General features: G+C 44.4%; 8 protein-coding genes. 7 read left to right on the forward strand and 1 reads right to left on the reverse strand.

Features of this window, described 5'->3' with window-relative positions:
- Positions 1-115: 115 nt before the first annotated feature.
- Positions 116-418 (forward strand): 30S ribosomal protein S14, encoded by a 303-nt coding sequence (gene rpsN, locus QUB56_RS04190; RefSeq protein WP_332953431.1) that lies wholly within the window; start codon positions 116-118, stop codon positions 416-418.
- 139 nt (positions 419-557) lie between these two features.
- Here the strand turns inward: rpsN and QUB56_RS04195 are convergent, their stop codons facing one another.
- Positions 558-887: a hypothetical protein gene (locus QUB56_RS04195; RefSeq protein WP_332953433.1), complete on the reverse strand. Its 330-nt coding sequence runs from the start codon at positions 885-887 to the stop codon at positions 558-560.
- A 46-nt stretch (positions 888-933) separates the two neighbouring features.
- Here QUB56_RS04195 and aat point away from each other — a divergent pair, with 46 nt between their 5' ends.
- From aat to QUB56_RS04225, 6 genes are all read left to right on the forward strand, one after another.
- A complete protein-coding gene (aat, locus tag QUB56_RS04200) occupies positions 934-1,530 on the forward strand; it encodes a leucyl/phenylalanyl-tRNA--protein transferase (RefSeq protein WP_332953436.1) in 597 nt (198 codons plus the stop codon).
- Between the two features lie 381 nt (positions 1,531-1,911).
- On the forward strand, positions 1,912-2,088 hold the full coding sequence (locus QUB56_RS04205; RefSeq protein WP_332953437.1) for a hypothetical protein: 177 nt from the start codon (positions 1,912-1,914) through the stop codon (positions 2,086-2,088).
- A gap of 91 nt (positions 2,089-2,179) precedes the next feature.
- A complete protein-coding gene (locus QUB56_RS04210) occupies positions 2,180-2,467 on the forward strand; it encodes a hypothetical protein (protein ID WP_332953439.1) in 288 nt (95 codons plus the stop codon).
- 186 nt (positions 2,468-2,653) lie between these two features.
- Positions 2,654-4,096: a HEAT repeat domain-containing protein gene (locus QUB56_RS04215; RefSeq protein ID WP_332953441.1), complete on the forward strand. Its 1,443-nt coding sequence runs from the start codon at positions 2,654-2,656 to the stop codon at positions 4,094-4,096.
- Positions 4,097-4,186: 90 nt separating this feature from the next.
- Positions 4,187-4,351 carry a hypothetical protein gene (locus tag QUB56_RS04220; protein WP_332953443.1) on the forward strand — a complete coding sequence of 55 codons (165 nt, stop codon included), beginning with the start codon at positions 4,187-4,189 and terminating at the stop codon, positions 4,349-4,351.
- Between the two features lie 131 nt (positions 4,352-4,482).
- Positions 4,483-7,334: HEAT repeat domain-containing protein (locus tag QUB56_RS04225; protein ID WP_332953444.1), on the forward strand; the 2,852-nt coding region annotated here is incomplete at its 3' end.

Here is a 7,334-nt window from a genome sequence, read left to right on the forward strand (position 1 = left end):
AGCCTGTTGCTAAAAATCTTGTTGACAAAAGAAATAATTCAAATAAAAGTTATCCAAAATGACAAAAATATAGTAAAATAGTAGATTGTGATTAATCTAAGGATATCAACAGATTATGGCTAAGAAGAGCATGGTCGAGCGCGAGAAAAAGCGCCAGAGACTCGTAGACAAGTACGCCGACAAGCGGGAAGACCTGAAAGATCAGTTTGACCAAGCTACCAATCAGATGGACAAAATGGCGATTCACCGCCAACTGCAACAGCTACCTCGCAGCAGTTCGCGGACTCGCTTGCGGAACCGCTGCTGGGCAACTGGACGCCCCAGAGGTTTCTATCGTGACTTCGGACTGTCTCGCAACGTGATGCGAGAAATGGCTCACGAAGGTCTTTTGCCCGGTGTTGTGAAGTCTAGCTGGTAGCACGAAGAAAGAAGGAAGAAGGAAGAAGGAAGAAGGAAGAAGGAAGAAGGAAGAAAAAAACTCACAATTAATCGGCAGGATTATGTTTGGGGTTGATTTTTGTTTCAGACTTATGAGTTAAATTTTTCTCCTTCTTGCTTCACTGGCCGCAGCATTTATCAATGCCGAGACTGTCGAGTAACAAGTCGCTGACGGCGTTGGCGATCGCAAATTCGCCGTAGAAGCTTTTAGAAAAATCATAGGCCTGCATTTCGGTGACGATCGCAATTACGAGGCTGCCCACGTCATTTTCGCCTTCCATACGCTGGCGGACATAGATTTGGGCAGCTCTTTTAGCTATTTGCTGGTTGGCTGCTTCTGGGATAAACTCGGAGTCTAGCCATGCCAGCAGCGTTTGTTGGAGCCATTGGCCTTCTTGCTCAGGGTTTTTGGCGGGCGGTAAGGTAATAGGCTCGATGGTTTCAGACATGATTATTCCTAATTGCTAATGTTGACTTTTCCGAGTCAATTGACAAATGAGAACTGATAAATATATGCAATATGATATACCGACAATTATACAAGGATATGCCCAAGGCTACTTCTTGATGGCAAATGACGGGGAGGAGAGTTTGGGGTGGTATTCGAGTCGCCAGCGGGCGCTGATTCCTCTGGATGAAAGATTTACCTATCCGAAATCCCTGCGCCGCCAAATAAATCAAAATCGATTTTCGGTGGCTGTGAACCGCGATTTTGGGGCGGTGGTTGAGGGTTGTGCCGATCGCGAAACTACTTGGATTTCTAACGAACTCAAGAAGATTTACTGGGCTTTGTATGAGGCCGGTTGGGCTTACAGCTTCGAGACTTGGTGCGGGGATGAATTGGCGGGCGGTATTTTAGGATTGTCTATAGGCGGTGCGTTTATTGGGGAGTCGATGTTTTACCGAATTCCCGAGGGTTCTAAGGTGGCGATGGTGAAGTTGGTGGAGAGATTGCGCGATCGATCTTATCTGCTTTTCGACGCTCAAATGAACAATCCCCACTTGGAAAGATTCGGAGCTTATACTGTTAAGGAAAAACTGTACAAAACTCTTTTGGACGAAGCTTTAAAGCGCCGCTGCTCGCTATTTTAAATACAGCATTTTTTAGGTAAGTGAGGTACATAGCTTTCGATAGAGGACACGGCGCCGTGCCGTTTCCCTACAGCGATTGAATGCTTGACGGGTGTACTTGATCGACGTGGAATCTGCTGTATGTTCTCCGGGGGGAAACAGCAGATGATAGCGGGGTCGATCGCACTTCTGAAATTGATTCTAATCTGATAATTACCCAATTCCGCATCAAAACACTCTCAACAAGACGGAGGCAGAGCCCATCTGCTCTGCCACGCTGGAGCTCGGTAAAATCTAAAATCTAAAATCTAAAATCTAAAATCTAAAATCTAAAATCTAAAATCTAAAATCTAAAATCTAAAATCTCCAATCTAAAATCTAAAATCTAAAATCTAAAATCGATTGACGTTGGCCCCCATTTGCGGCTACGCTTTTAAGTGTAAGGTTGCTTTGCTTGTAGAGGAGGCAGCCCGCGTCGCCCAAAAATCTAGTTGCACTGCCCAAAGCTGCGGGAACAGCAATGGACAGCATAACCGCCAAACTGAGTACACCAGTCTGGAGGCTAACGGAGTATCTTAACATTCTCTGTGGCCGCCCTGCTGTGTGTTGAAATGCGGGGCGGCTGGATTTTTGGGTTTTCCTAGAAAACCCAAAGTCAGGAGAACATAATATGTCACAGGAATTCGTCCCCGACGAAAACGAATCTGCTCGCCCCAATTCCGAGCCTGCAGCAGTATCGGAACAGGATGTGCTGCTGGTAACGCTTGTGGGTTCGCCCCAGGGTGTGAGGGAAACGATTCTTACTTTGTACCGGCTGGGATTTGCTAAAGTCGGCGATTGGAGCCCCCTACAGCGGGCGGCAAATCCGAAGCAGGTGATGAGTGTGCTGATTCGCCGGAAAGTGCGATCCTCTTCGAGGGCTGCGCTAACGACTGACAGTAAGCCGCCGACAAGGTAAGCTGCAGAATTATGCGCTTTTTCACTCTCCGGCAGGGGTTTAAACTGCTGCCGGAGTGCGGGAAAGTGCATTAAGTTGATATTTATTGATATTTATGGGCGATCGTCTCGCGTCCTGACCCGTACCTAAACTTTTCAGCTTCGCTATAATATTTCAAATATAACCATACAAATCGAGCAAAAAGCAATGATAGATCCAGTCAGCGCGGGTTTGGGTTGGTTGTTGGTAGGGCCGATTTTACAGGAATTGGCTAAAGCAGCTTTAGACGACTACGTTAAAGATTTTTTTAAAGATTGTATTAAAGATGTTGAAGGAATTGCTAAAAAGCCCTTCGCTCAAAATGCTGTTCTCGGTGCCCTGACCGACTTTCTCATAGGGTTCGAGGAGGAATTAGAGCGATCGGGTTTAGATAAAAAACAGATCCGGCAATATCTGCAACCTTTAAAACAATTTGTGAAACAACCTCCACTGCCGCAAGTTTTGGGAAGTGCGTTTCAAAGGAATTGTCAGGTTTTAAATACTGCTATCTTAGCTGATTCTTGGCAAACTTTGACCTTACAGCATCCGCTGCGACGGAATTTGCCCACGTTGACTCGGCTCGTACCTTCTAATCTTCTTAAGGATCGACCAACTCCCTCGCTGCCCCTTGCGTTTAGTTGGGAACAAGTGGCAGAAAAATATCTGGCAAGTGTTAAATTAATTATACAGCAAAATGCAGAACTACGAGAAATTCTGAATGCTGAAAATTTGGACGGCATCGTGGAACCTTTGACAGATAGTGACGCTATTCCGGCTGATTTTAACTTAGAAAGTTATCAACAAAAACGGCGAGAACAAGATGAATATTTGAATTTAGGTAATTTAGATACTAGGTCGGGAGACTCCGAAGAACAACTAACAGTTAGAGAAAATTTTATTCCCCACGCTCAATCAGAAAATAATTCGGATGTGGTAATTTCAGGAGTACAAGAAATAGCACCGGGGTGGAAAGATGACCCGGACACCTTACCTAATATCAAACAACGCGCTCAATATGACGATGATTGGACTGTGCGATTGTCAGCACTTCAAGAATTAGTACGTGCGTGGAAAGATGACCCAGAAACCTTACCTATCCTCAAACAACTGGCTCAATATGATGATGATTCTGCTGTGAGACTTTCAGCACTTCAAGAATTAGTATGGGGGTGGAAAAATGACTCAGAAACCTTACCTTGGCTCAAACAACTGGCTCAATCCGAGGATAATTGGGATGTGCGACGTGCAGCAGTTCAAGAAATAGCACGGGAGTGGAAAGATGACCCGGAAACCTTACCTTGGCTCAAACAACGGGCTCAATCAGACGATGATGCGAATGTGCGACGTGCAGCAGTTCAAGAATTAGCACGGGGGTGGAAGGATGAGTCTGGGATATTTGAATTATTGGGCGATGTTGCTATCCATGACCCCTTCGATCGCGAGGATGAGTGGCAAGATAACCCCCGGCAAGCAGCTCTTGCTGCTACGATCGAGCTATATGCCGATCGCCCTGAAACTTTAGAACTTGTGCGCGATCGTGCCCAGAACGATCGCGATCCAAAACTCCGCGAATTTGCCCAGGAAAAATTGACCCAGTTAGAAGGCAAATGAGCGATATATTCGATCGGCGATCGGCATTTTTTATAATTTTAGGAGTCGTTGGGTGGGGCGAGTTGATGAGATTATGGGTTTTAAACATAGATGGTTGGTAAAACCAGCTTAGCAAACGAACAAGTAGATAACGAAGGTTGTTCCGGGCGTTTTGGTGCCAAAGTCGATCGCAAATTATTGCGGCAGTGGTTCCTCAAAATTACCGATTACTCAGAAACCGGGTTTTTTCGGAAAACGCAGCATCAAAGCCTTTAACTGATGAAAAACCCGGTTTCTTTGATATTTATGCGTAAGTCCTAGAAATATACACAGCGCGTCCTTAGCCATAGCTCAAATTTTAAGTCGCGGTATAATGTTGAATATTAAAGGCGATCGAGCAAAAAGCAATGGTAGATCCAGTGATTGGGGCTGTGACTGTGGGTGCGAGTTGGTTGGTGCAAGCTTTTTTGCCGGAAATGGCGAAAGAAGCTGTGAAAGATTACGTTAAAGATTTTTTTAAAGGTTGGATTCAAGGAGCTGAAGAACTTGCCAAAAAGCCCTTCGCTCAAAATTCTGTTCGCGAGGCACTTAAAGCTTTTATTGAATCATTCGAGCAGGAATTAAAACAATCAAATTTAGATAAAAAACAGATCCAGCAATACTTGCAACCGTTACGCCAATTTCTCAAACAACCCGATGTCAGGCAAGTTTTGGGAACTGCGTTTCAAGGCACTTGTAAATATTTAGACACTGGTATTTTAGCTCAGCACTGGCAAAATTTGCGCTTGCAACATTGGCTGCGACAGAATTTGCCCACGTTGACTTGGATTGTACCTGCTAATTTTTTACAGGGAAAACCCGTTTCCTCGCTTCCCGATACGTTTAGTTGGGAACAAGTCGCAGAAAAGTATCTGAAAAGCGTTCAATCAATTATCCAGCAAAATGCCGAACTGCGACAAATTTTAAACACCAATCAATTTGCCAGCATGGAGCGCAGTCTCGCAACAATTGCTCCGATTCCGGCTGAATTTAACTTAGCAAGTTATCAAGAAGGACTGCGAGAACTATATGAATATTCGTTGAATTTAGACAATTTAGATAAGAGGTCTGGAGAATACGAAGGAAAACTGACAATTAAAGAAATATTTATTCCCCAAAACGCGCGATCGTGTCAGGAATATTTGCCCAAAGATTATGAATTGCCCAAGGAGATTCAAAAGCGATTGCGGGAACGGGGGGACATAGCCGCCGAAGTAAGTCCAGAAGATTTGGAACGCTACCAAAAAGCTTATACTCAACAGCAAACTCGCTCAGTGCTCGACGTGATTGATGATGTCACTTACCGTTATCTAGTAATTCTAGGCGATCCGGGTTCGGGGAAATCTACGCTGTTAAAATATCTGGCGCTTCAGTGGGCAAAATTATCTGCCAATGAGTTGTCATTGCACCCAATTCACTTACTGATTGAATTGCGGAAATACAATCGCAGTCAAGATGAAAAAAAGTGCGATAATTTTCTAGAATTTATCGAGTGCGACTCTAGTCGGATCGACCATTTAGACAAAAACACCCTGCACGAATGGCTGCAAGCGGGCCGCGCTGTCGTCATGTTTGACGGGCTAGATGAAGTGTTTGAGTTGGAAAAACGCAATCGAATTGTTGACCAAATTCATAGCTTCACTCAAAAATATCCAACGGTGAAAACCATCGTTACTTCTCGCGTTATTGGCTACCAGCAGCAGCGGCTGAAAAATGCCGGATTTCATCACTTTATGCTGCAAGATTTTGAACCGGAACAGATTCAAATTTTTCTTCAGAAGTGGCACGATTTGACATTAATAGATCGATTAAAAAAAGCGGCTCTTTTAGAACGCTTGCAGCAAGCGATTGCGGCATCGAATTCAATTCGAGAATTAGCCGGAAATCCGCTGTTGCTGACAATGATGGCAATTCTCAATCGCAATCAGGAGTTACCGCGCTTTCGGGCGAAACTCTATGAAGAAGCATCAAAAGTGCTGCTGCATAAATGGGACTTTGAAGTGAAAGAAAAACTAAATAATGACAGAGTTGACCCTTATCTAATTGATGAAGAAGTCAAACAAAGTATCTGCGGGCGAATTGCCTACACAATGCAGTCTAGCGGCAAAGGATTAGCCGGAAATATTATTAGTCGCGAGGATTTGCGGCAAACTATTACTGATTCATTGAGCGGCTTGATGGGAACTGGGGCAACTGCTTGTGCTAAGTTGATGGTAGACCAACTGCGCGATCGCAATTTTATCTTGTGCTTCTTGGGTGGATACAATGAAGATTATTTTGCTTTTGTCCACCGCACGTTTTTGGAATATTTTTGTGCTTGGGAGTTTGTCCGTCAATTTGAAAAACAAAAAACGCTTGATTTAGATGGTTTGATTGAAGTTTTTCGAGAGCATTGGCGAGATGAGTCTTGGCATGAAGTGTTGCGTTTAATGGCGGGAATGCTGGATGCTAAATTTACAGGTGACATCCTGGAATATTTGATTGGTGAAAATGGGGAATCGGACCAATTTAGCAATCTGTTTTTGGCAGCGCAGTGTGTTTCTGAAGTCAAGAATAGAAATGCGATCGCTCCTATTGCTAGGAATTTGCGCGAGCGAGTTAAAGAGTTAACTAAATACAAAAATATCACTCGTTCTATACTTCGAGAAGTTAACCAATTCCTATTTTATAAAATTCACAGACAAGCAGTAGCAGCAGTTGCAGCAACTTGGAAAGATGACCCGGAAACCTTACCTTGGCTCAAACAACGCGCTCAATTAGACGATAATTCTTTTGTGCGAGGTGCAGCAGTCCAAGAAATAGCACAGGGGTGGAAAGATGACCCAGAAACCTTACCAATTCTCAAACAACTGGCTCAATCAGACGATAATGGGAATGTGCGACGTGCAGCAGTCGAAGAATTAGCGCGGGGGTGGAAAGATGACCCAGAAACCTTACCCATTCTCAAACAACTGGCTCAATCAGACGATAATGGGAATGTGCGAGGTGCAGCAGTACAAGAATTAGCACGGGGGTGGAAAGATGACCCAGAAACCTTATCCATTCTTAAACAACTGGCTCAATCAGACGATAATTGGGCTGCGGGACAAGCAGCAGTACAAGAATTAGCACGCTGGTGGAAAGATGACCCAGAAACCTTACCAATTCTCAAACAACTGGCTCAATCAGACGATAATGGGAATGTGCGAGGTGCAGCAGTACAAGAATTAGCACGGGGGTG

Origin of the sequence: Microcoleus sp. AR_TQ3_B6, assembly GCF_036702785.1 — a bacterium.
In the GTDB taxonomy this organism is placed as follows: domain Bacteria; phylum Cyanobacteriota; class Cyanobacteriia; order Cyanobacteriales; family Microcoleaceae; genus Microcoleus.

What these genes read in the sequence shown, in the direction of transcription:
- QUB56_RS04220 (WP_332953443.1), top strand. Translation starts at nt 4,187, where the DNA reads ATGGTTGGTAAAACCAGCTTAGCAAACGAACAAGTAGATAACGAAGGT.
- rpsN (WP_332953431.1), top strand. Translation starts at nt 116, where the DNA reads ATGGCTAAGAAGAGCATGGTCGAGCGCGAGAAAAAGCGCCAGAGACTC.
- QUB56_RS04215 (WP_332953441.1), top strand. Translation starts at nt 2,654, where the DNA reads ATGATAGATCCAGTCAGCGCGGGTTTGGGTTGGTTGTTGGTAGGGCCG.
- aat (WP_332953436.1), top strand. Translation starts at nt 934, where the DNA reads ATGAGAACTGATAAATATATGCAATATGATATACCGACAATTATACAA.
- QUB56_RS04210 (WP_332953439.1), top strand. Translation starts at nt 2,180, where the DNA reads ATGTCACAGGAATTCGTCCCCGACGAAAACGAATCTGCTCGCCCCAAT.
- QUB56_RS04195 (WP_332953433.1), bottom strand. Translation starts at nt 887, where the DNA reads ATGTCTGAAACCATCGAGCCTATTACCTTACCGCCCGCCAAAAACCCT.